Below are 22,537 nucleotides of genomic sequence, written 5' to 3'. Positions count from 1 at the left end.
TTTATGGCATTTGTCTCATCGATTGATTCGTAAGATTCTTTCACACAATCTGTGCTTTGTACTCAACAAAAAACTTGGTAACCCGCCTCTTCAGTTTGAATTGCTTATTTCAAGTTGAGAGTGGGGTACTTATTATAAATATTTATTGTCTTCAAGGAGTGGTTTTATGAAACATATTGCCGATGAAAAATCTATCAAAGGTGGTCAGTACGATAAAGTACCAGAAAATTATAGTGGTACGGTTTATATCTGCCCGATGCATCCTGAGGTTAGAGATACTGAAAAGAGCGATTGTCCGATATGCGGCATGTTTCTTAAACCTGAAGACGAGGTTGCTGAATCCAACAACCATGAAGATAGTCATGCGCATTGTCATGGAGCGGATGCTAATAATAGTAATGAGGTAAATTCTGTCGAAGGCAATAAGTACGACAAGATACCGGAAAATTATAGCGGTACGGTCTATATTTGTCCTATGCATCCAGAAGTAAGAGATGTTGAAAAAAGTGACTGCCCAATATGTGGCATGTTTCTTAAACCTGAAGACGAAGTTGCTAAAGATGATAGTCACGCTAGCTGTCATGGAAAGGATACTGATAGTAGCGGAGTAAAATCTGTTAAAGGCGGTAAATACGATAAAGTACCTGCTGATTACGATGGCACGGTATATACCTGTCCTATGCATCCTGAAGTGAGAGACGTTAGAAATAGCGGTTGTCCGATATGTGGTATGGCGCTTGAGCCCGAAACGCTTACTATCGGTGAAGAGGACACCTCAGAGCTTGACGACATGACTCGTCGTTTTTGGATATGTACCGTGTTGACTGTACCGCTATTAATATATGTGATGAGCGGTATGTTTGGAGTTGACTTTAGTCAGTATGGTATACCTTCACAGGTTTTACAATGGGCTGAGTTAGTGCTCGCGACCCCTGTAGTGCTTTGGGGCGCCGCCCCGTTTTTCGTCCGTGGCTGGCAGTCTATAAAAAGCCGCAATCTAAATATGTTTACCTTGATTGCGATAGGCGTAGGCGCTGCTTATATTTTTAGTATTGTCGCGACCTTTTTTCCCGATATTTTCCCAGACAGTTTCAGAGATGCCTCTGGTCAAGTCGGAGTCTACTATGAAGCGGCAGCGGTCATTGTGACCTTGGTGCTACTGGGTCAAGTATTAGAGCTCAAAGCTAGAAGTCAAACTTCAGGTGCGATTAGAGCTTTGCTTGAGCTCGCACCACCAACCGCAAGACGTGTCGATGAAAACGGTGAAGAAGTCGAAGTCTCGCTTGATGAGGTCGTCACTGGCGATAAGCTACGGGTTAAACCAGGTGAGAAACTACCCGTAGATGGTACAGTGATCGATGGTAATAGTAATGTTGATGAATCAATGGTGACGGGTGAGCCAATCCCTGTATCAAAAGTAGCAGGAGATACAGTGACTGGTGGTACGGTAAATGGCACCGGAACGCTATTAGTCGAAGCGGTCAATGTTGGAGCAGATTCAGTATTATCTAAAATTGTACAAATGGTTGCTGAAGCCCAGCGTAGCCGCGCACCTATACAGAAATTGGTAGATCAAGTGGCGGGTTGGTTCGTACCTATTGTTATTGTCACCTCTATCATAACCTTTATTGTCTGGGCGATATTCGGCCCTGAGCCCGCTATGGCCTATGCCTTGGTTAACGCGATTGCGGTACTGATTATTGCTTGTCCTTGTGCCCTTGGTCTAGCGACGCCGATGTCCATTATGGTTGGTACCGGCAAAGGCGCGCAAAACGGCGTCCTCATCAAAAATGCTGAAGCGTTAGAGAGTATGGAAAAAGTCGATACCATTGTCGTCGACAAGACCGGAACACTGACCGCTGGTAAGCCCGAGCTTACCGCAATTGATGCGCAGGTAGGTCAAGATGAAGACGAGTTCCTCGCATTGGTAGCCTCAGTAGAAAGCGCTAGCGAGCATCCTTTAGCAGAAGCTATCGTTAGAGCAGCTCAAGAAAGATCACTCATTATTCCTAAAGCTACTGACTTTAATTCGACTACTGGCGAAGGCGTACAAGCCGTGGTCGATGGTAAGAAAGTCGCTATTGGTAACTCTAAGCTTATGGAAAGCCTAAATAGTTTTGATAATGAGCTGTCCACTAAAGCTGATGTCCGTAGAAAAGACGGTGAAACGGTAATGTTTGTGGCTATAGACGGTAAAGCTGCTGGTATTATTTCAGTTGCTGACCCTATTAAACCAAGCACTAAAGAGGCTATTTCACTGCTTCATGACGCAGGTTTAAAAGTTGTGATGCTAACCGGTGACAACGAAAAAACCGCGCAGGCAGTCGCCAATAAACTAGGTATTGATGAAGTTCATGCGGATGTTTCACCAGAGGATAAAAACCGTATCGTCAAAGAAATGCAAGACAGCGGTAAATTGGTCGCTATGGCGGGTGATGGTATCAACGACGCACCAGCGCTAGCGCAAGCTAATGTTGGTATCGCTATGGGAACCGGTACCGATGTGGCGATGGAGAGTGCGGGCATTACCCTGCTAAAAGGTGATTTAATGGGCATTGCCAAAGCTTATAAGCTTAGCCACGCCACCATGCGCAATATCAGACAGAATCTGTTTTTTGCCTTTATCTACAATGCACTTGGTGTTCCTATTGCCGCAGGTGTGCTCTATCCCATATTTGGGCTTCTGCTCAGTCCGATGATAGCAGCGGCAGCGATGAGCTTGTCGTCATTCTCGGTGATTGCTAACGCGCTGCGATTGCGCCGTTTGAAACTATAATTCTGGTACGGTAAAAAGTGTTCTAAAGCACACTGACACATACTGGTCTAAACAAGATCACAAAATATAAGGATACCGTTATGGGCAGCTTTTCTATTACACATTGGCTGATTTTATTGGTCGTAGTGGTGGTCGTATTTGGTACTGCCAAGCTTAAAAATGCAGGTAAAGATTTAGGCGGTGCGGTGAAGGGTTTTAAAGAAGCGGTCAAAGATGAAGAACCCGAGAATGCTCGCAAAAATCATGTGCTTAGCCATGAAAATAGTACGCCAGCTGCAAGTAATGATTTAAATACGCGTGTAGGTAATCAGGCTGATGATATGGAAATCAGCCCTATTTCCACTGATGACCAGCCTAAAGTATGAAGCGCGCCGCTTATAAATAGCGGCACTAAGTAGTCTATTAATATATGTGACTGTTATGTTTGATATTGGGTTTTCCGAATTACTCTTGTTTGGCGTCATTGCTTTAATCGTATTGGGCCCAGAAAAACTGCCGCAAGCCGCACGTACCGCTGGGCAATGGTATGCCAAACTGCGCCGTACAGTATCCACTCTACAATCTGAAATAGAAGCTGAGCTTGATCTAGCTGAAACACGTCAACAAATGCAAAATGAACTTGCGAAAATCCGTCAGACCGAGTCGGATATGAAGCGCGAATTAGCAGAAATGCGTGGCAGTATGCAAAAGTTTGAGCAGTCACAGAACCAAAGCCTAGACGCTTCACATCAGTCAATCACCCCTTATGATAAAGACCATCAACAGAATACTACCTCCTCGTTCATTAAACAGGAGGCGGATCAGTGAGCCTATTTAAACGGCAAAAAAGTCGACAAGAAAAAATAACAGATATAGAGTTTGAGGCGCCAACAGATACAACACAGAATAGTGAGTCTGGAGATACGTTAGGTACGCTTGGCGATATGCCTATTACCGGACATTTAATCGAGCTGCGTACGCACTTAATAAGAATATGCGTGGTCGTCTTAATTATATTCTTAGTATTGGTAGGATTTTCACGCGAGCTTTATAATCTTTTATCAGACCCATTAGTGGCGCAGTTACCCATCAATTCGATCATGATTGCCACTGATATAACGTCAAACTTTATGGCACCCATTCGCTTAACGATATTCGTCGCCGCATTTTTAGCAATGCCTTATATCCTGTATCAAATTTGGTCATTTGTAGCTTCCGGCTTATATAAAAAAGAGAAGAAAATTGCCATTCCTGTACTGCTATCTTCGATATTTCTATTTTATGCTGGTGTTGCTTTTTCCTACTTTGTCGTACTCAAAGGGGTATTGAAATTTTTTATTATGTTCGCTCCGCAGAACGTTATACCAATGACCGATATTGACAGTTATCTGAGCTTTGCCCTCAAGCTATTTATGGTGTTTGGACTGACTTTTGAGATTCCAGTGGTTACCTTATTGCTGATAATGGCCGGAATCGTTTCTACTCAAATTTTAGAAGATAAGCGTCGTTATATCATAGTCGGCTGTTTTGGGATCGCCGCGGTAGTGACACCGCCTGATGGTGTATCAATGCTGTTGTTGGCGATTCCTATGTGGCTATTATTTGAGCTGGGTTTACTCTTAGCAAAGATATTAATTAAAAATGAACGAAATAATGATTTAGTCTCAGGGAATGAAACATTAGAAAGTAGCTAGCACTACTTAAACACGCCAAGAACCTTTTTTACTTTTTACTTTTTACTTTTTACTTTTTACTTTTTACTTTTTACTTTTTACTTTTTACTTTTTACTTTTTACTTTTTACTTTTTACTTTTTACTAGAGTATGTCAGCGTGAATACTCTACTTAGCGACGGACTCTAAATGGAACACCCAACTAATAACAACGAAAAAAATGACGGTCTTGCAAATCGACTTAACCAAGAGTGCTACTGCATTACCCTTGATCGTAAAGCGCTTAATACAAGCCTTCAAGATCAATTGGTAGAAACTAGAAACAATCCAATAGGAGCGAACGAGCTTAATAAGCTTTTTTCAGCAACACCCGTGTTCGTTCCCAAAACAGAGATAGAGGCGATGGAGCGAATCGTCAGGGCTATCGAGTCAGCTGCCGAACTGCCATTGTATCAAGAGCAAGTGCTGTCGTGGGCACCAGAAATAGCTGCTTTCGACCCAGGCCCAATAGGGGCCCTCATGGGTTATGACTTTCACTTGGGTAGCGATGGACCTCAGCTCATCGAGGTCAATACTAATGCCGGTGGCGCATTTCTGAATGTGTTGCTCGCTCGCGCACAAAAACGCTGTTGCAACCCCTCAGAGCAAAGCGCTGCAACCAATCAAATGCTAGATAGGTTCGAGGAAGCAGTGTTTGACATGTTCAAACAGGAGTGGCAGCGACAGTCCGCTGTTGCTATGCCCAATCGGATAGCCATTGTGGACAATGACCCCGAGAGTCAGTTCATGTTCTTAGAGTTTGAGTTAGCCTGTCAACTGCTCCAAGCTAGAGGTATTGATACTGTGATACTTGATCCCTCTGAACTCGAGTATATCGACGGTACGTTAACAGCTCATGGCCAGAAAATCGATATGATTTACAATCGGCTTGTCGACTTTGCATTTGAGGACCCTGACCATGTATTGCTTAAGCAGGCTTATTTAGAGGGTGCTGTGGTAGTGACACCCAATCCCCGCGTACATGCTATGTTGGCCAATAAGCAAAACCTGACATTGCTATCAGACTCCCAAATATTGCGCTCTTGGGGTCTGGATGAGGCTGCAGTGGAGTGCCTCGAAAGGTCTGTACCGAGGACTAAGATTGTATCAAGAGACGATGCAGCAGAGTTGTGGCTTACTCGGCGGCAACTGTTTTTTAAGCCAGTTGCTGGTCATGGAAGCAAAGGCGTTTATCGCGGTAGCAAACTGACTCGACGCGTCTTCGAAAACATTCTGGATGAAGATTATATCGCACAGACCTTTGTCCCTGCAGGAGAGAGATCACTCAAAATTGATGACATCGTAACAACAAGAAAGGTAGATATACGTCTTTATACGTATGGCGGAAAACTGTTACTACCTGCTGCGCGTGTGTATCAAGGTCAGGTGACTAACTTCCGTACGCCAGGCGGTGGATTCGCGCCTGTCTTTCAGGTGTGATCGTCTAGGTCTTATTTAGATGGCATTAGGCTGTTATAAGTCCGGTTAACTAATTGGTGGTGTGTCAAAAAGTATGCTGATTAAAACTTGAACAATTTTTGAAGCCTTGAAAGCCCTATAGAATCAGAGAACTTAGCATAGATTTCTTATTGACTTCTATCGCCAGCATACTTTTTAGAACACCACCAGATATCCATATAGCGTCTGATTATATTCAAAGTTTATTTGGTAATATCCAATCGCTAATTGAATCAAATGATATTGTAGAAATCAAAAAAATATAGCTGTATTCGGAGTTATGATGAAGTATTCTTCAAATTAACATAGAGACTTAGAAAGCTAACATAAAAATGGGAGCTCTAAGCTCCTATTTTTTGAGTGAACCGTACCGGGTTTGGAGACCCTCCGACATAGTGTCGTCTAGCCCTGCTTTAACACCCGATAAACCGTAGCTACCCCAACACCAACCGCCTTAGCGATCTCCTCTTTTGTCATATTGTTTTGACTGGCTAATTCTTTAATACGATTGTGTTTCGTTGTATTAGGCTTCTTACCAGTGGGCTTATAACCACTGTTCGCCAACCCCTGCTTAATACGCTCTCTACGCTTATCGTTATCAAGCTTTGCCATCGTTGCTAATAAGTCGATCAGCATATGGTTAATCACTGTTAGGATCTCACCTGTCATGCCTTTACTTACCGTATGCGTAGTTGGTAGATCAGCCACCACCAATCGCAAGCCCTTGTCTTTGATGCGCTGCTTTAGAATTGCAAAATCATCTTGAGATAGCCTGCTTAATCTATCCACACTTTCGACCAACAGAATATCGCCTTCCTCAGCGTCATTGAGTAACAGAGTGAGTACTGGTCTATCAAGCTTCGTACCACTGAAATGCTCAACGTACTCAACATGCTTATCATCATAGCTTTGGCTAAAGCTAATCAAGTCAGACAAGGCTCTCTTAGCGTCTTGATCCTTAGTACTGGCTCTCACATAAATACGAACAGTCATAACGCCACCCCTATCACTTAGACTTAATAATTAATGTTCATTGATAATAGACAGATATTACTATCATTTAATATTAGAAACAAGTCTACTGATAGATAAATTATCGTTTAGAGGATTTACGTTTTAGGTATAGGCTAATGATAGGAAAAAAGCACAGCAGCCAGTCTTATAATTCAAAAGTCTGTTATAGATGGTTCCATGCTAACAGTCTGCTTTAAGTAGTCTGTTAATATGTTTGAAGGGTGAAATAACTGGTTCCGCTAAGGTATAGCTTTTGAAACCATTTTTCTTTATATTGTCACTTAGACAGGCTGGGCATTTGATGTATAGTGTCATTTGCATTTCACTATTTATCAATTTCTCAGCCTGTTTTTTTCCAGCCTACTTTTTGAACCACCACCCGGATATAAATGTAGCTATGAATAAAACAACTTTTAAAATATCGAAGATGGACTGCCCTTCGGAGGAAAACCTAATCCGAATGAAATTAGAGGGCCACTCGAATATTGAACATCTTGAGTTCGACATTCCTAACCGTCAATTAACTGTGTTTCATCATGACAATATAGAAGGGATAGAGACTGCTATTCATGACCTAAAATTAGGAGACACCCTACTCTCGACCGAAACCATTGACCCCTCTGATCCCAACAATAATTTTAAAATTGATGCTGATTCTAGTCACAAAAAAGATGCTGAGCAAAGAAAGCTACTATGGATAGTGCTGGTCATTAACTTTGCTTTCTTTATTATTGAAATGAGCACGGGACTGATTTCTCGTTCGATGGGGTTGGTCGCCGACAGCTTAGATATGTTAGCAGATAGCTTCGTGTACGGAATTAGCTTATTTGCGGTCGGTGGAACGGTCATTAAGAAAAAACGGATTGCTAGAATTGCCGGATATTTTCAAATTACGCTAGCGATTCTTGGTTTTTTAGAAGTACTAAGACGTTTCTTTGGCAATGAGCAGTTACCTGACTTTTCTACCATGATAGTCATATCGATTCTTGCGCTAATTGCAAACTCGATTTGCCTCTATTTACTACAAAAATCGAAAAGCAAAGAAGAAGCCCATATGCAAGCCAGTATGATTTTCACTTCAAACGATGTGATTATCAATTTAGGGGTAATTGTTGCAGGGATTTTGGTTAATTGGTTACACTCTAGTACGCCTGATTTGATTATTGGTAGCATCGTATTTGCTTTAGTTATTCAGGGCGCCTTTAGAATATTGAAGTTGAGTAAGTAGCCAAGCCTAATAACTGAAGCAAATAGCTCAAGTAAGTAGCTTAATTAAACCGCTAAGTGTAAAGTAACTGGGTTTGAAGCAAATAAACATCATAAGGATATGAGACCTCAAGCAATGATTGAACAAACTTTAAATCTAGTCACCACCAAAGACCATCAGCAAGTTGCCGTTTGGCGAATAATAGATGATGAAGTCTTTGATAAGAATCTGGGAGACCTTCCTAAATTTTGTGTAAGTATTTAATCTAAACGTCAGTTACACAGAATCTGGGATGGTCTCTTCAAGTCCTCACTAGGGAACCGCGCATTCTGCGCATAAAGGTACATTATGGTAAATGGTTTTAGATAGAATGATTCGGTTTCATTGGATCCATTGGGGCATAGCCTGTTGATAAGTTATTAAGACAATTAGTTGTTACGAACAGGTTTGTACAATTGAGCCTTGAAACTTTATAATGCTCAATGAAATCATGAGGTAAAATGTGTTGTGATCACGGGCAATAAGAAATTACCTCACGAGAAAAGTATACAGTCCAATTAAGGTTATTGAATGAAACAATATCTAGATTTATGTCAACGTATAGTTGATGAGGGTGTATGGGTCGAGAATGAACGGACTGGAAAACGCTGCTTAACCGTTATTAATGCTGATTTAAACTACAATGTAGGAGCTAATGAGTTTCCCTTAGTAACTACTCGAAAGAGTTATTGGAAAGCAGCTATCGCAGAATTATTAGGGTATCTACGTGGTTATGATAGCGCAGCTCAGTTTCGAGCTATTGGATGTAATACATGGAACGCTAATGCCAATGAAAATGAAGCTTGGTTAGCTAATCCTTATCGTAAAGGTGAGGATGATATGGGCCGAGTATATGGTGTACAGGGCCGCAGGTGGCGTAATTCAGTAGGAGAGGAGTTTGACCAGCTTCGTAAGATTTATGATAACTTGCGGAACGGTATTGATGATCGAGGTGAAATCCTAACTTTCTATAATCCAGGTGAGTTTCATATGGGATGTTTACGTCCTTGTATGCATACTCATACATTTTCGTTGTTAGGTGGCAAGCTTTATTTGACTTCATCACAACGTTCCTGTGATGTGCCATTAGGTCAAAATTTCAATCAAGTCCAGGTTTTTACTTTATTGGCTTTAATGGCTCAAATTACGGGGCATGAGGCTGGAAAAGCTTATCACAAGATTGTAAATGCACATATATATGAAGACCAATTAGAGTTAATGCGTGATGTGCAATTAAAACGCGAACCGTATCCAGCCCCTAAACTTCACATTAACCCTGAAATTAAGTCTCTCGAAGATATTGAGACATGGGTAACATTGGACGATTTTGAAGTGGAAGGGTATCAGTATCATGAGTCTATCGCGTATCCATTCTCAGTTTGATACAAATATAAATTAAAAGTTAAGAAAGATGATAAATTTCTGTTAGGCATAAAGTATTAATATATGTGATTTATGCTATAAGGTATATATTTGTTAGCTAAGCTCTTGCTAGCTTTTAAGTACAAGGAAATTAAGTTTATACTTTTTATAGCATAGGTAGTTTTCGATAGATTAGTGCATCAGCTGGTTCGGTGTTGCATCTTTTAAAGCTAACATTTGTCTCAGTTTTTTAATCTCCTGTCTAGCTTCTAATAACGACCTTTTATCTGTATCAGATTGTGTTTTATAATAATCTCGTGACTCTCTCATTTTTTGTAACCGTTTATCTGAGTGTTGAGTGACTCTTTTTATATCTTGATATTCATTAAACCAGTAGATAACCTCATTTTGTGCTTGAATCATTTTTGCTTCAAGCGCATTCTTAACATCAGCGTTATCTATAGCTTTTTTTTCTTTACGCGATTTCTCTTCAGCTTTTCTGATATCTTTGATCTGATTTAGCTTTTGGACAGGCCAACCACGGTTTGTAATAGTATTTCGATGAATACCAGTCATCTTCGAAAGTTGCGCTATAGTGGGTTTTAGTTTTTTATTATTTTCAAGATCTATTAGGGCAATATTTAGAGCAGAAGTTATTGCTTCATAGTCGTCATTATTTTTTTGATCATAAGCTTCATTACTCATAGTTCGATTGCCTCACCAAGATTTTCCAATACCATTTTGGCCTCGTTCATTGCTGATAGAATTTGCTCTCGATTGTCTGAATATTCTGGTTTATTGAGGTTGGTTTTATTTAACATGTAAACTTCACGCCATTTAGGAGCATGCTTAGTAGTTACAACGGCTTGTTTGCATCGAGCTGGGTTACAACGCAGTGAACCAATACATGGTAGGCTTGAGTCATACTCTTCTGCTCTACCACCATAGCAAAGCCCTTGTCCCATATAGACCATGGCAACCCCTTGATCTACCATAGCCTCATAAATCTCATCCTCTGTGTATCCTTCAGCCATATATCCACTAAACGTCTTGATCAGACCTTTTTTATGCTCACTCGCTTTACCACCATAATATGTACCATTTGGATTATGGGCAGTTTTAATAGCATCTAATTCAGCTGCTCGGCGCAGTGATTTCGTATCACCTTTTCGGTTGCCGTCTTTTGACAGCATCTCACCTATATCACCGTAGCCTAACGTAACTGACGAGGTGGCGCCAGTAGATGTGTACTTAGAGATGCTCTCTACAAAATGTTTCAATTGAAACGATATAAGAGGCAATCCAACTTCAGCCTTAAACAATTGATATGTTAATGTGTGTCTTAACATATATGGATTGAATTTTAGTTCTTTAGCAACTTTTTCGCCTAAGAGTTGGCTAATAAAGTTATTCATTTGATACACGATACCAGTACTAGTCATTGACTGGGGGGAGTTATCAGGTTTAACAGTATCTACATTAGAAATTAAGTAGGGCGACGCCTTAATTTTTGAGATATACGAAGCTGCTAATACTGCATCCTTAACAATTGGTATAGCTACCCATCTGTCGTCAAACAAACCTGTACTAACTTCATCTTTATGCTTTTTGACCGTACTTTCAATCAGCCAGACGGAGTCACTTTGAATTAAGCACGAACAATCCTGAACTCTTATTTCTGATAGTTCAGATGGTCTCATACCTGTATATTGACCCACTAAATACGCGCAGGCATACGCTACGAGGTTAAAGTATTCTCTAAGATTATCTAACTTGTAACCACGTTTTTTCAATGCGTTACGTAAAGTTCGTCCACCCATGACACTAGAGTCTTTTTTGAGCATCCAATCATAGGGTTCAATTATGTTTGTAATGAAACTTGAAGGATAGCCTTTAGTTCCTAATCTCATAGCAATATAAGCATTTAAAATTTCGTGGGTTACTCCTTCTTCGTTTGCCCATGAAACGTGGTTGCTTGTATTAAATCTTTCTAAGGAGTTAGGATCTGATATCTTTGCTGAAGCTCCTATAGCGTTTAAAAAGTCCACTATGATAAAGGAAGCCATTTTCGAGAGAGATTCAAATACCAGATCTGGCAGTACTTGTTCTTTTTTCGAAGTATTAGTATTAGCAAGTCTCTTCCATTTCAGGCTATTTAACTCTACATAAGCGATAGGTTTTTCAAATACATACTGAACCGACGCTGGACTGCGTAGATATTTGAAAAATTTATCTAGCTCTACACCTTTTACGCGATCATAGTTTTCAGCAGCTTTGGAATACAGTTCGGGTGTTATATCGGAGAGTGTTCTGATTTTTTCCTGAACAAACTCATAGCCTAGCTCATGAGATGCCTGTTTAAATATTTCATTAATAAACGTTAATCCATTTTCAAAAATTGTAATTAAAGAGTTTGCTTTTAAGACTTTTTTTGTTCGACTTTGGCCTTCCTTACTTTGAAGCTTGAAAATCGAATTGTTTAGCAGAGCCAACTCCAATATAACTTTAATTTCTGTTAAAACGAATATTGGGATCTCTGTATACTTTGAAAAATTAATGCGGAGCTTTGCTCCCTGGACATTTTGTGCAGCATTAGGATAGTCGTTATTAAAATTCCAACACATGTCAGAAAACTTTGATAATTTCGATACAGGTTTGTCCATAAGGTACGTCACATACTCTATGTCATCTGTGTAATTATTTTGAAGGTGTCTCTTCTTTTGAACTGTAGCATGGTCTAGAGCATCTAAAACATATAAACGATGTTCTGCAAAACCTGTTAATACATTCAGCTTTTTTTCATAGTCCATTAGATTACTCCATCAACTAGTGTGGTCGTTTCAATGTATTCTGCTAAACGCCGTCCATTTTCTAATTCTTCTAAGGAAAAATTAGATAGTTCAGGTTCTGTAATACCTTTTATCAGTTCTAAATTCTCTGAAATAACATGCCCATAGGGTGTATCCATGACACGGGAGTGCTCTTTCAAAAGCGTATAGTCACGCGGTAATCCCCCCAATAAATAAGAACACTTACAAATAGAGATTAACTGCTAAAATACACCAGCAGGAGAATCCTATGAAAAAGACACGCTTTAGCGACAACCAAATCGTCAACATCCTAAAACAAGCCGAACAAGGCGTCCCTATTACCGAGCTCTGCCGTGAGCATAACATCAGCCAAAGCACCTTCTACAACTGGCGATCTAAATATGGTGGTATGGACGCCACACTTATCAGCCGTCTTAAAGAGCTTGAAGTTGAAAATGCCCGCTTAAAGAAGATGTACGCTGATGAATGTCTTAAATCCGACATCCTACAGGATGCTATGTCAAAAAAGTGGTAGCGCCCCAAAGGCGCAAAGCGTTGGTTTGTCACTACATTGAAGATCGTAGCATTAGCATACGCCGTGCTTGCCGTATCTTTAACATCAGCGTCACCTGTTATTATCACAAGTCGGTGGTAACAGATGAGAACCAGCAAATAGCGGACTTACTTATCAAACTGACTGATGAGAACAAGAACTGGGGCTTTGGCTTGTGCTTTTTAACCTTGCGTAATGTGCTAGGACTGCCGTACAACCATAAGCGGGTATATCGCATCTACTGCGAGCTTGAACTCAACCTTAGAATCAAGCCTAAGCGTCGCATTAAACGTGCTAAACCAATACCATTAGCAGTACCTGATAGGATTAACCAAAGCTGGAGCATGGACTTTATGCACGACGGCTTAACTGATGGCCGCGGCTTTAGACTGTTCAATGTCATTGATGATTACAACCGTGAGGCACTCACCGTTGAAGTCGACTTCTCGCTACCGGCCGGGAGGGTCATACGCAGTCTTAATCAGCTTATTGAGTACCGAGGCAAACCTGTGCAGATAAGATGCGATAACGGCCCTGAATACATCAGCAATGCGCTCAAAGACTGGGTTGAACAGCAAGGTATCATCTTAAGCTATATTGAACCTGGCAATCCACAGCAAAATGCGTATGTAGAGCGCTTTAACAGAACCATGAGATATGATTGGTTAAATCAGGAGCTGTTTGATAATCTAGAGCAGGTACGCGCACAAGCAGAAAACTGGTTATACCATTATAATCATAAGCGCCCAAACATGGGCAATGGCGGTTTTACACCGATACAGAAACTCAATCAGGCAGCTTAATTCTATTTATTAGGTGTCTTAAGTTTGGGAGGGTTACCCTCGTTATTACTTTGGTTGCCATTGATCATAAAAAATGCTCTTTAATTACTGCCGACAGCGCCTACTAACTGAGCGAATTATCGTTATAAACACTGTCATTGTTAAAAGTATTGCTAGGGTAGGTGTTTGTCACCATTTGCCCTATTGTTCAAGTTATCACTGTCGGTATTGAAGCAACCGTCTTAATAAGCAGCTTGCTTGCCCCAATCATAGATACCGCGTTTGTAAGCGTAACCGACCAAGAACAGACCAATAATAATCATCGGGGCGCTCAAAATTTGTCCTTTGGTCATCCAACCTAACAAAATGAATCCTTGGTCGACATCCGGCTGACGGAAGAACTCGATGATAAAGCGGCTAAAACCGTAACCCAACATGAAAACACCAGTGACTGCCATACGAGGACGAGGTTTTGAGGAATACCACCACAAAAAGAGAAACAGTAGCAGCCCTTCGGCAAAAGCTTCATACAACTGTGACGGGTGGCGCGGCAGTAGATACTGTCCATTGACCTCAATCATAATATCTTGCAGCTCAGGATTGGCCTGTAGTAGCTGCATATCAAAGCCCGCCGCCTGAGGAAAGTAAGTGAGCCAATTATAACCGCCATCAGAGACGCGGCCCCACAGCTCACCATTGATATAGTTACCAATACGGCCAAACAACAGACCAGTCGGTACGCAAGGGACGATAAAATCAAGCACCTGAAAGGGTGTCTTTTTATACTTGCGGGCAAAATACAGCATACCAAGCATGACACCGATGAGGCCACCATGAAATGACATACCACCTTCCCAGACCTTGAATAGATAAGCGGGATTTTCTAGCAGCTCGCTGAATTGATAAAACAACACATAGCCGACCCGGCCCCCTAAAATGACACCCAGTGCCCCAAAAAACACCAAGTCCGAGACCATGTCTGTAGACCAGTTGTCGCGTTTGGTGCTGCGATACCATGCCAAACCATAAGCGGCAGCAAATGCCAGTAAATACATCAGTCCATACCAATGGACTTCGACGGGTCCAAGTGCTAGGGCGACAGGATCGTACTGAGGATGAATCATCATAAGGGCATCATAATATTGATAATAAAGTGCTGACTATAATAGCAAATTTCATCCGCCGGGCATACACAATTGCGAGGCGGCAGTCACAGGAGGTTGGTAAGATGAGACATCGTTTCTAACCGTACTTTATTTGTTTTATGGTGAATTGACGCTAGATGACAGCCTAGGACAAATATGCCATCTTTAACGCTATCGGGCTGCCACTATCACGTGAGCGTGACCGAGTGGGGTTAAATGGCGACCAACTCTTGCACGTTGTTTGCTAGCATACTATCGCCTGTCCCCTGCGACACTACCTGCCCGCGCGACAGTACGGTGTAGTTGTCAGCAAGCTCCTCGGCAAACTCGTAGAACTGCTCGACCAATACAACGGCCATGTCGCCTTGATTGGCCAAATCGCGCAGGACGCGGCCAATATCTTTGATGATAGATGGTTGAATGCCTTCAGTCGGCTCATCTAAAATCAGTACGGCCGGCTCAGAGGCTAGCGCACGAGCGATAGCCAGTTGCTGCTGCTGACCCCCTGATAAATCTCCGCCGCGACGATGTTTCATTTCATCGAGTACGGGAAAAATGTCATACAGATGCTTGGGTACTTGCCGCGCTTTGCTACGTGAAAACTTGGCCATACCAATCAAAATGTTTTCTTCGACCGTCAATGTCGAAAAGATATCGCGCCCTTGCGGAACGTACGCTAGGCCTTCCCGTACGCGCTGCTCAGATGATAGTTTGCTGATGTCTTTGTCATTGAGTAAAATTTGTCCTGACTTGATTGGCAATATGCCCATCAGACATTTAAGCAGCGTGGTTTTGCCTACACCATTGCGTCCAAGCACCACACTACATTCGCCCACAGGCGCCGTAAACGAGACATCGCGTAAAATATGACTGCCGCCGTAATATTGGTTGATGGCATTAACTTGTAACATAATTGTCTCCTAACCTCGAATTGTTTTGTGGTTTATCGACCTAAATAGGACTCAATCACCGCTTCGTTGGCTTGTACCTCAGCTAACGTACCTTCAGCCAAAATAGCCCCTTGCGCCAATACCGTGACTTTTTCGCTAATGGCATCGATAAAGGTCATGTCATGCTCGACCACGATCAGCGTATGGTTTTGTTTGAGGCGCAGGCACAGCTCAGCGGTGTGCTCGGTTTCGGCATCGGTCATACCCGCCACAGGCTCATCAAGCAAAATAAGTTTAGGGCTTTGCATAAGGAGCATGCCAATCTCAAGCCACTGCTTTTGCCCGTGTGAGAGCAAGCCAGCAGGTTTGTTTATGCTGTCCGTTAAGCGGATTTGCTGTAGGGTAGCATCAAGGGTATTGCGAGTGTCGGCATCGAGTTTATTAAACAAGCTTTTGACGACGCGCTTGTCTTTGGGTGCGGCAAGCAACAAATTGTCCATCACCGTAAAGTTTTCGAACACGGTGGGTTTTTGAAATTTACGGCCAATGCCAGCCTCGGCGATCTCTTCGGTCGATAAGCTGGCAAGGTTGTGGGTTTGACCAAAAAACACGCTGCCCTTAGTGGGGCGAGTTTTACCGGTAATGACGTCCATCAGCGTGGTTTTGCCCGCGCCATTGGGGCCAATGATGCAGCGCAGCTCACCCTCTTCAATGTAGAGTGACAAATTATTAAGAGCCCGAAACGAATCAAACCAAACACTCACCTCTTCTAAGTACAGAGCAATGCCGTGGCTAAAATCCACCTCTGCTGATTTTGGGTGACTGAGGCCATCACCGCCATGCGTACGTCCATATTCATTGGTTGGATTAGATGGCTTGCCATTAGCGCTAAGGGTATTATTTAATGACTCACTTTTTGGCGTGACACGAGAAGGCGGCTTGGACGATAGTGATTTATGATTTAGCATTATTGCTTCTCCTTTTTAAAGCGGTCGAACAAGCCCATAATACCGTTGGGTAAGAACAGGGTGACCACCACGAATAGCCCGCCTAGTATCAGTAGCCAAAACTCAGGATAGGCAACCGTAAAGTAGGTCTTGACCGAATTGACCACACCGGTGCCTAAAATGGCGCCAATCAGTTTGCCTCTACCGCCCGTTGCCACCCAGACCGCCATTTCAATGGAGTTCACAGGGTTCATCTCGCTCGGATTGATGATCCCCACTTGCGGTACATAGAGCGCGCCTGCGATACCTGCAATGACGGCGGATAATACCCAAGCAGACAGCTTGTACCATAGCGTGCGATACCCCAAGTATTGGAGGCGGTTTTCGCTATCACGAATGGCGCCCAGCACTCGGCCATAAGGCTGGTTCATCAAATAGCGTAGGCCCATGTAGGACAGCAAAAGCGCGACGGCAGTAACAAAGCACAGCAAGGCGCGGGTTGAAGCCGCTGTAATGTCATAGCCAAGGAGCGTGGTAAAACCCGTAAAGCCATTGTTGCCGCCAAAGCCCGTTTCGTTACGGAAGAATAGTAAGGCTGCGGCGTACACCATCGCTTGGGTGATGATCGAAAAATACACGCCTTTGATTTTGGAGCGAAAGGCAAAGAAGCCAAAAATAAAAGCGATCAAACCTGGCACCAGTACCACTAGTGCCATGGCCCACCAAAAGTTTTGGGTGCCCGCCCAGTACCAAGGCATTTCAGTCCAGCTCAAAAAGCGCATAAAATCGGGCAAGGCGTCGCCCGCCGTTTCGCGTGTTAAGTACATGCCAAACGCATAACCACCCAAGGCAAAGTACAAACCGTGGCCCAAACTCAAAATACCGGCGTAGCCCCATACGAGATCTAACGCTAAGGCCACCATGGCCAATGCCATGATTTTGCCAATGAGCGTGATCCAGTAGGCGGATAGGTAAAAAGGGGAGGTCTCTGGCATCAAGTGTAGCCAAGGCATTAACAATAGTATGGCAAAGCACACACCAATCAAAATGGCGCTACGCGGTGTATCAGACAGTAATTTGGTCAATATCATAGCGGTCTCCTTATTCGACAAAGCGGCCTTTGAGTGCAAATAAACCTTGTGGCCGTTTCTGAATAAACAGAATCACAAGAACCAACAACACAATTTTAGCCAATACAGCGCCAATACCAATCTCGAGTACTGTGCCGCTGATACCAAGCCCTAAGGCGGCCAATACCGCGCCCCACACTTGTCCGACACCCCCCACAACCACGACCAAAAACGTATCGATAATATAAGTTTGACCCAAATCTGGACCCACATTGCCTACTTGAGCCAAAGCACAGCCAGCCATGCCAGCCAGACCAGAACCCAAACCAAATGCCATCATATCGATACGGGCGGAGCGGATACCGACAGCACGCGCCATTTGGCGATTTTGAGTGACTGCTCGTATAAACAAACCAAAGCGGGTTTTGTTAAGTAAATACACCAAGAGCGCCACGATAATGATAGTAAACACGATGATGGCAATACGGTTGTAAGGGAGTACAAGGCTTGATGACACTTGATAAGCGCCGCTGAGCCACGCCACGTTACTGACTTCCACGTTTTGCGCACCAAAAATCATCCGTACCAATTGCATCAAAATCAGACTCACCCCAAAGGTCGCCAATAAAGTCTCTAGCTCACGGCCATATAATGGACGAATCACAATACGCTCAATAACCATGCCGATGATAGCGCTGACCATAAAAGCCGCTGGAATAGCGGCAAGTAAATACCAACCTGCCATATCTGGCATATAAGCTTGAAATAAGTTTTGCACCATATAAGTGGTGTACGCACCAATCATAATCAGCTCACCGTGCGCCATATTAATCACGCCCAGCAAACCAAAGGTAATGGCAAGACCAAGCGCCGCCAGCAGTAAAATACTGGCGGTACTCATACCCGTAAAGATATGACCGGTCCATGTGCTTATTTGGATACGGCGCGCCACGCTATCTCTGGCATCGATAAGGGCCGCTTCGAGCGTGGGGTTTACATTATCATTGGCAAGGGCCGACTGCATATCAACCAATACCTGCGGGCTGTCGCTGTCAGCAAGCACAGACAGCGCCGCAATTTGCATTGGTAGATCGCCGTTTTTGAAGTTAATACGCGCTTGCAATGCGGCCAGTGCTTTTTTGACTTTAGCATTGTCCTCGGTAGCCGCTGCCGCTGTAATAATGGCGGGATCTACTTGGTCAATATTGTCAGCCAAAATCGCCACGGCTTGTAGACGCTGTGCGGGTTTGTCAGATTCTAGCTTGACCTTGGCGCGCCCAAAAATAAGCGCCGAGCGGAGCGCATTGGTCAGGGTGATTGGTGCTAAGTCACTTGGCCAATCTGCCGTCTCTTTTTTATCAGGATAAGTAAACAGCTGATCATCGGCATTGAGCAAATAAGTTTTTCCACCGTTACCTTGATATAGCTCGTCATTTTCAATGAACGCCACCAAATTATCCAGGCTCTCAACCGAACCTGGCCAGTGACTTAGCATGGCTTGCCGCTGACCAAAATCACCCGCCACAAACTGCTCGATAGCGTCCCCTGAGGCCGCAGTCGAGGGCAGGCTGGTTGGTGCTGATTCTGGCGTGATGAGCGATTGCTCATGCTGAGTTTGCAGGGTGTCACTGGGCGTATTTAGCGCAGATGCTGTCACTGCTACCGTATTTGCTTGGTTGGCCATTTCGCTGCTGTGCGTATGCTCGGTTTGGCTCTCATGAGCATGAGCCACCGTGACCGTACTGAGTATTACTAACCACAATAGCTGTCGTGGCAGCCACTGCGTAAAAACAGATGACTGGCTTATTTTTTCATTGATGCTGGTGTTATGAATGGAGGCGCGCCGATAGGGTGTGGCGCCTGTGGTAGGATGTAAAGTATGGCGCTGCATGTGTGGCTCCCTGTTTTTCACAGACAACAAACCCTCAGCCTTTACTACGTGGTGTATCAAATAGTAAAGATATGGTTAAGGTTTGAAGGCCTGTAAATGGTTGAAAATAAATGTGGAGAGTCGGCACGAGGACGGTTACTGATGTGATGTCTATCTGTGCGTTTCTCGCCCATATGCTTGTCAGCACAATTTATTTGGGGATATACTCACTCCATGGCTGCGCTCGGATGACCTCTGGCGTTTTAAAAATGGTGTCAAACTGACCATCCGCTCGTATTTGACCAATCATGACAGGCTTCCACAAATGATGGTTTTCCTCATCCATTTTCAATGTGTATCCTGACGGAGCGTCAAATGTTTGCCCAGCCATGCTGATGCGCACTTTATCAACATCGGTAGTACCAGCGTCTTCAACCGCTTGTTTCCACATGTTGATACCGACATAGGTGGCTTCCATCGGGTCATTGGTCACCACTTTGTCAGCGTTCGGTAGGTTATGGTCTATGGCATATTGTTTATAGCGTTTGGTGAAGTCGCTATTGGTTGGGTTTTTGATCGACATAAAGTAGTTCCATGCCGCCAAATGTCCTTGTAGTAAGCTGGTATCAATGCCGCGCAGCTCTTCTTCGCCCACAGAGAACGCCATGACTGGGATATCTGAGGCTTTGATCCCTTGATTGGCAAGTTCACGATAAAACGGCACGTTTGAGTCGCCATTGATGGTAGAGATTACCGCTGTCTTCTTGCCCGTTGAGAATTTTTTAATGTTGGACACGATGGTTTGATAGTTACTGAAGCCAAATGGCGTGTACTCTTCCATGATGTCTTCATCAGCCACGCCTTTTGACTTTAAAAACGCCTTTAAAATCTGGTTGGTGGTACGTGGATAGACGTAATCAGTACCCAGCAATACAAAACGCTCAGCGCCGCCGCCTTCCTCACTCATTAAATACTCTACCGCTGGAATGGCTTGCTGGTTTGGCGCAGCCCCAGTATAAAAAATGTTTTCTGATTGCTCTTGACCCTCATACTGTACGGGATAAAACATCAAGCCATTTAGTTCCTCAACCACTGGCAGTACGGACTTGCGTGATACCGATGTCCAACCGCCAAAAATCACATCGACTCTGTCTTGTGTTAATAGCTGACGGGCTTTTTCAGCAAATAAGGGCCAATCAGAGGCAGGGTCAACGACCACAGGTTCTAGTTGTTTACCAAGTACGCCGCCATTGGCATTGATCTCATCAATGGTCATTAGCGCAGTGTCTTTTAAAGAGGTTTCAGAGATGGCCATGGTGCCAGACAGCGAGTGTAAGATGCCTACTTTGATTGTGTCGCCGTCAGCCACAGGGACGGTTGTGGTTTCTGTCGTTGTCTCTGTTGTCGCAGTCTCAGCAGGCTTTTGACAGCCAGCGAGACTCAAGCTACCAACGACGGCAATGGCTAATAGCGAAAAGTGTGATTTCATTTTGCCGTGGAAATGAGCGTTAATAAATTGAGGATTGGCTAGCATGGGTAACGAAAACATGGACATCTCCTAAATAAACACAAAGATAAATACTGCTCCTGAACACTAATTAAGAGTTCAAGTTCCATGCCAAGTCAAAAAGTCCCCTAATCGAGTAATAGTTGAGCAATAATCAAATATTATCGGCTATTTTCCTTAATTTAGTGCATGACTGTGCATAAGTTGCACCATAAAGGTGAGAATAAAAAAGGTTGGTGCAGCAAGATAGAAGGGCTGAATTACAGATATAAAGACATTTATTGCTAAAAATCGCCAAAACGGCTACGGTGATATCGTTAAGGCATGCGTGATTCTGGACGGTTATAGGTTTTTAATTTTATATAACAGTCCATTTGCGTTAATCCATTGTGGTTTTTGTTTTTTAGAGATGAGCAAATAAAATCTAAAACGAGGATTGTTACTCGTGTCAGAGTGCCTACGTGTCTACGCGTTGAATGATTCTACAAAAGGAGTGTTATGTGTATTGTCGCCATTGCTTGGCAGTTGTTTGATGAGCTGCCATTGGTACTACTGTCAAACCGCGATGAGTTTTTACAGCGTCCAACTGAAAGGTTGCACCAGTGGCCCGACCAGCCAATCTATGCTGGGCGTGACAGCCAAAGCGGTGGTACTTGGTTGGGGGTTCACCAAGAGCAAAGTGCAGATTTTCACCAACAGAACGGACGCTGGGCTGCGGTATTGAACTTTCGTGATGGCGTACAGGCAGGTTCGAACGAACGTTCGCGCGGTGAGCTGGTAACGCGTTTTTTGACCAGCAATATAAGCCCAATGACGTTTGCGCGGCAGGTGAGCTTACAAGACTATGCGGGCTTCAATCTTATCGTTGGTGACGCCGCCCAAGCGGTCATCGTCAATAATCGCGGCCATGCACCCACGCCACTATATACCGGACTGCACGTTCTCTCCAACGGCCAACCAGAAGAAAGCTGGTTTAAAACCGAGCGTTTACGAGCACGGTTACGGCAAGAAGTGTTGCCGTTGATTGCAGAGAACAGCTCGCCTGCGCACTGGCAACAGGCGGCCTTCAATGTGTTATCAGACAACACACAAGCGCCAGCGGACAAACTGCCCAATACGGGCGTAGCTGTTGAGATTGAGCAGGTACTGTCTTCTGTTTATATCGAGCCTGTTGCTTTTGGCAGTAAGGATCAGAACACACCAACTTATGGGACGCGTACCCAAAGTATTTTAACGTTGCATAAAGACAGGAAAAAAGACGCCACCGTTACTGCGGGGATTACCAGTAGAGAGTGTCATCATGATGCAAAACGATGATAAAACTTGCTCATAAAAAATACCCACGATAATGGCTAAAATCTCTAGCGATTATCGTGGGTATCTATTATTGTGTTATCAACCGAGTATTGTTGTGTTA

Annotated in this window: 18 protein-coding genes and 4 pseudogenes; 11 read left to right on the top strand and 11 right to left on the bottom strand. The window is 43.5% G+C overall.

The genetic code is table 11. From position 1 onward, the window contains the following. The 7 genes and pseudogenes from DVY93_RS10075 to DVY93_RS10045 form a co-directional block, all read left to right on the top strand. Window positions 1-118: pseudogene (locus DVY93_RS10075) on the top strand (IS982 family transposase); the annotation flags it as partial. A 48-nt stretch (window positions 119-166) separates the two neighbouring features. Next, window positions 167-2,776 carry a copper-transporting P-type ATPase gene (locus DVY93_RS10070; RefSeq protein ID WP_165596717.1) on the top strand — a complete coding sequence of 870 codons (2,610 nt, stop codon included), beginning with the start codon at window positions 167-169 and terminating at the stop codon, window positions 2,774-2,776. A gap of 80 nt (window positions 2,777-2,856) precedes the next feature. Next, the gene (gene tatA, locus DVY93_RS10065; RefSeq protein WP_011959992.1) at window positions 2,857-3,141 is read left to right on the top strand and encodes a Sec-independent protein translocase subunit TatA; all 285 of its coding nucleotides are present in this window, start codon (window positions 2,857-2,859) and stop codon (window positions 3,139-3,141) included. A 55-nt stretch (window positions 3,142-3,196) separates the two neighbouring features. Next, complete coding sequence (gene tatB, locus DVY93_RS10060; RefSeq protein ID WP_036599454.1) at window positions 3,197-3,583, top strand: Sec-independent protein translocase protein TatB; 387 nt, start codon at window positions 3,197-3,199, stop codon at window positions 3,581-3,583. Continuing rightward, entirely contained in the window at window positions 3,580-4,449 is an 870-nt protein-coding gene (tatC, locus tag DVY93_RS10055) for a twin-arginine translocase subunit TatC (RefSeq protein ID WP_230710603.1), read from the top strand. Before tatB ends, tatC begins: the two co-directional genes overlap by 4 nt. Before the next feature lie 167 nt (window positions 4,450-4,616). Continuing rightward, on the top strand, window positions 4,617-5,906 hold the full coding sequence (locus DVY93_RS10050) for a hypothetical protein (protein WP_036599449.1): 1,290 nt from the start codon (window positions 4,617-4,619) through the stop codon (window positions 5,904-5,906). Window positions 5,907-6,094: 188 nt separating this feature from the next. Then, window positions 6,095-6,190: pseudogene (locus DVY93_RS10045) on the top strand (putative quinol monooxygenase); the annotation flags it as partial. Window positions 6,191-6,326: 136 nt separating this feature from the next. Here DVY93_RS10045 and DVY93_RS10040 read toward each other — a convergent pair. Together DVY93_RS10040 and DVY93_RS10035 are read right to left on the bottom strand one after the other, a co-directional pair. Then, window positions 6,327-6,917: a recombinase family protein gene (locus tag DVY93_RS10040; protein ID WP_189586930.1), complete on the bottom strand. Its 591-nt coding sequence runs from the start codon at window positions 6,915-6,917 to the stop codon at window positions 6,327-6,329. Window positions 6,918-7,184: 267 nt separating this feature from the next. Beyond that, a pseudogene (locus tag DVY93_RS10035) lies at window positions 7,185-7,259 on the bottom strand (IS1 family transposase); the annotation flags it as partial. Between the two features lie 76 nt (window positions 7,260-7,335). Between DVY93_RS10035 and DVY93_RS10030 the strand changes: the two are divergent. Together DVY93_RS10030 and DVY93_RS10025 are read left to right on the top strand one after the other, a co-directional pair. After that, window positions 7,336-8,166: a cation transporter gene (locus DVY93_RS10030; RefSeq protein ID WP_087814222.1), complete on the top strand. Its 831-nt coding sequence runs from the start codon at window positions 7,336-7,338 to the stop codon at window positions 8,164-8,166. Window positions 8,167-8,715: 549 nt separating this feature from the next. Then, window positions 8,716-9,567, top strand: a complete 852-nt coding sequence (locus tag DVY93_RS10025) for a thymidylate synthase (protein ID WP_101204880.1) — start codon at window positions 8,716-8,718, stop codon at window positions 9,565-9,567. A gap of 171 nt (window positions 9,568-9,738) precedes the next feature. Here DVY93_RS10025 and DVY93_RS10020 read toward each other — a convergent pair whose 3' ends face one another. Genes DVY93_RS10020 through DVY93_RS10010 form a run of 3 tightly spaced genes read right to left on the bottom strand, consistent with a single transcriptional unit; the run spans window position 9,739 to window position 12,514 of the window. After that, window positions 9,739-10,251: a hypothetical protein gene (locus tag DVY93_RS10020; protein WP_230710601.1), complete on the bottom strand. Its 513-nt coding sequence runs from the start codon at window positions 10,249-10,251 to the stop codon at window positions 9,739-9,741. Continuing rightward, complete coding sequence (locus DVY93_RS10015) at window positions 10,248-12,356, bottom strand: site-specific integrase (RefSeq protein ID WP_230710599.1); 2,109 nt, start codon at window positions 12,354-12,356, stop codon at window positions 10,248-10,250. The genes DVY93_RS10020 and DVY93_RS10015 overlap by 4 nt, the downstream gene beginning before the upstream one ends. After that, complete coding sequence (locus DVY93_RS10010; protein ID WP_230710598.1) at window positions 12,356-12,514, bottom strand: hypothetical protein; 159 nt, start codon at window positions 12,512-12,514, stop codon at window positions 12,356-12,358. The genes DVY93_RS10015 and DVY93_RS10010 overlap by 1 nt, the downstream gene beginning before the upstream one ends. Before the next feature lie 110 nt (window positions 12,515-12,624). Here DVY93_RS10010 and DVY93_RS10005 point away from each other — a divergent pair. Beyond that, a protein-coding gene (locus DVY93_RS10005) for an IS3 family transposase (RefSeq protein WP_230710596.1) occupies window positions 12,625-13,712 on the top strand; the annotation gives its coding sequence in 2 pieces (ribosomal slippage) (window positions 12,625-12,877 and window positions 12,877-13,712; 1,089 coding nt in all). 221 nt (window positions 13,713-13,933) lie between these two features. Here the strand turns inward: DVY93_RS10005 and lgt are convergent. From lgt to urtA, 6 genes and pseudogenes are all read right to left on the bottom strand, one after another. Further along, window positions 13,934-14,818 carry a prolipoprotein diacylglyceryl transferase gene (gene lgt / locus DVY93_RS10000; protein WP_198334433.1) on the bottom strand — a complete coding sequence of 295 codons (885 nt, stop codon included), beginning with the start codon at window positions 14,816-14,818 and terminating at the stop codon, window positions 13,934-13,936. Between the two features lie 230 nt (window positions 14,819-15,048). Continuing rightward, on the bottom strand, window positions 15,049-15,747 hold the full coding sequence (gene urtE, locus DVY93_RS09995) for an urea ABC transporter ATP-binding subunit UrtE (protein ID WP_230710594.1): 699 nt from the start codon (window positions 15,745-15,747) through the stop codon (window positions 15,049-15,051). A gap of 32 nt (window positions 15,748-15,779) precedes the next feature. Beyond that, window positions 15,780-16,532: pseudogene (urtD, locus tag DVY93_RS09990) on the bottom strand (urea ABC transporter ATP-binding protein UrtD); the annotation flags it as partial. 161 nt (window positions 16,533-16,693) lie between these two features. After that, on the bottom strand, window positions 16,694-17,764 hold the full coding sequence (urtC, locus tag DVY93_RS09985; protein WP_230710592.1) for an urea ABC transporter permease subunit UrtC: 1,071 nt from the start codon (window positions 17,762-17,764) through the stop codon (window positions 16,694-16,696). A gap of 10 nt (window positions 17,765-17,774) precedes the next feature. Beyond that, on the bottom strand, window positions 17,775-19,634 hold the full coding sequence (gene urtB / locus DVY93_RS09980; protein WP_230710590.1) for an urea ABC transporter permease subunit UrtB: 1,860 nt from the start codon (window positions 19,632-19,634) through the stop codon (window positions 17,775-17,777). Between the two features lie 190 nt (window positions 19,635-19,824). Further along, complete coding sequence (gene urtA / locus DVY93_RS09975) at window positions 19,825-21,102, bottom strand: urea ABC transporter substrate-binding protein (RefSeq protein ID WP_230710605.1); 1,278 nt, start codon at window positions 21,100-21,102, stop codon at window positions 19,825-19,827. A 516-nt stretch (window positions 21,103-21,618) separates the two neighbouring features. Between urtA and DVY93_RS09970 the strand changes: the two genes are divergently transcribed. Next, complete coding sequence (locus tag DVY93_RS09970) at window positions 21,619-22,437, top strand: NRDE family protein (protein ID WP_193005548.1); 819 nt, start codon at window positions 21,619-21,621, stop codon at window positions 22,435-22,437. The last annotated feature ends 100 nt before the right edge of the window (window positions 22,438-22,537 follow it).

This window comes from Psychrobacter sp. CCUG 69069 (assembly GCF_021023115.1).
GTDB classification, from domain to species: Bacteria; Pseudomonadota; Gammaproteobacteria; order Pseudomonadales; family Moraxellaceae; genus Psychrobacter; species Psychrobacter namhaensis.
This window is presented reverse-complemented; position numbering and strand designations above follow the sequence as displayed.